Annotated in this window: 1 protein-coding gene and 1 pseudogene; both read left to right on the top strand. The window is 48.4% G+C overall.

The genetic code is table 11. The annotated features are described in order from the left end of the window. Nucleotides 1-700, top strand: a pseudogene (locus R7E00_RS23990) (4Fe-4S dicluster domain-containing protein); the annotation flags it as partial. Beyond that, a partial coding sequence (locus R7E00_RS23985) for a (Fe-S)-binding protein (RefSeq protein ID WP_318124759.1) occupies nucleotides 697-1,248 on the top strand: 552 nt, incomplete at its 3' end. The pseudogene R7E00_RS23990 and the gene R7E00_RS23985, both read left to right, overlap by 4 nt.

Here is a 1,248-nt window from a genome sequence, read left to right as displayed (position 1 = left end):
TGACGGTGCACTAGAGCAAACTCGCGGTGGTCGTTACGTGGTCAATAAACAAACACTAGCATCGAGCCTAGAAGACGTCGTCGTAGCCGGTGACGCGTGTGGCGGTAACATCGTGATTGAAGCGATGGCATTAGGTCGTAAAGCCGCAATGAGTGTTGAGCGTTTCCTAACGACTCGCCCACTAACTGAAGACCGCGACTTCGAGCAAGAATACAGCTACTAATCTCGTCTAGACGTACCACTACCAAAAGGTACGGTAGATACCCCTCGCCTACACGGTGAATTGCGTGATGCTGAAGAGCGTAAACAAGACTTTGCACAAGTGGATGTAGGCTTTACTGAAGAACTAATCAAACAAGAAGCATCTCGCTGTCTGCAATGTAGCTGCAAGCTATGTATGACCGAGTGCATCATGATGAATGACTTCAGTGACTGTCCAAAGACCATCTTCTCTGACTTCGTGAACAACAAGTCGATGGATCCATTGCTGGCTTACTCATGTAACGCCTGTGACCAGTGCACCATCGTGTGTCCGAAAGACTTCCCGATGAAGGAAATGTTCCTAGGCGCACGTGCTGACTTTGTTAAGGCAAACAATGGTGAATCACCAATGCCGGGTCATAAAGCGATCAATATGCACCAGAAACTGGGCTTCTCAAAAATCTTCACTATGGCAAAACGAGCGGTATCGACAAAATGAGTAATAAAGTATTTATGCCAGGATGCAGTTTGCCATCCTATTCACCAGAAGGCGTAGCGGCCATTGCGAGCTACCTAAAAGAAGTATTCCCAGAAATGGGCGCAGTACAGAAATGCTGTGGCAAACCTACCGCGGCTATCGGCCAAACAGAGAAATTCAAAGAACGCTACGGCCAGCTTCAAGCAGACTTCGCCAAGCTAGAGGCACAAGAAGCCATCGTGGCGTGCCAAAGCTGCTACGGCTTGATCAAAAAATCTAGCGGCACACAAAACCCAGTATCTTTGTGGAAACTGCTTCCAGAAATTGGTTTACCGGAAGAACTGCGCGGCAAAGCCAAAAACAGCGACGTAGTGTTTACCATTCACGACTCTTGTTCAACTCGTTACGAGAAAGAACTGCAAGACGGTATCCGTTGGATCTTAAACGAGCTTGGCTACAAAACCTCTGAACCAGAACACACACGTGAAAACACGCGCTGTTGTGGTTTCGGCGGCATGGTTGTACCTGCAAACCCAGACGTGGCAACACGCGTAATCAAGCGCCGTGTA

This window comes from Vibrio sp. Vb1755, from assembly GCF_033338635.1.
Taxonomy (GTDB): Bacteria; Pseudomonadota; Gammaproteobacteria; order Enterobacterales; family Vibrionaceae; genus Vibrio; species Vibrio alginolyticus.
This window is presented reverse-complemented; position numbering and strand designations above follow the sequence as displayed.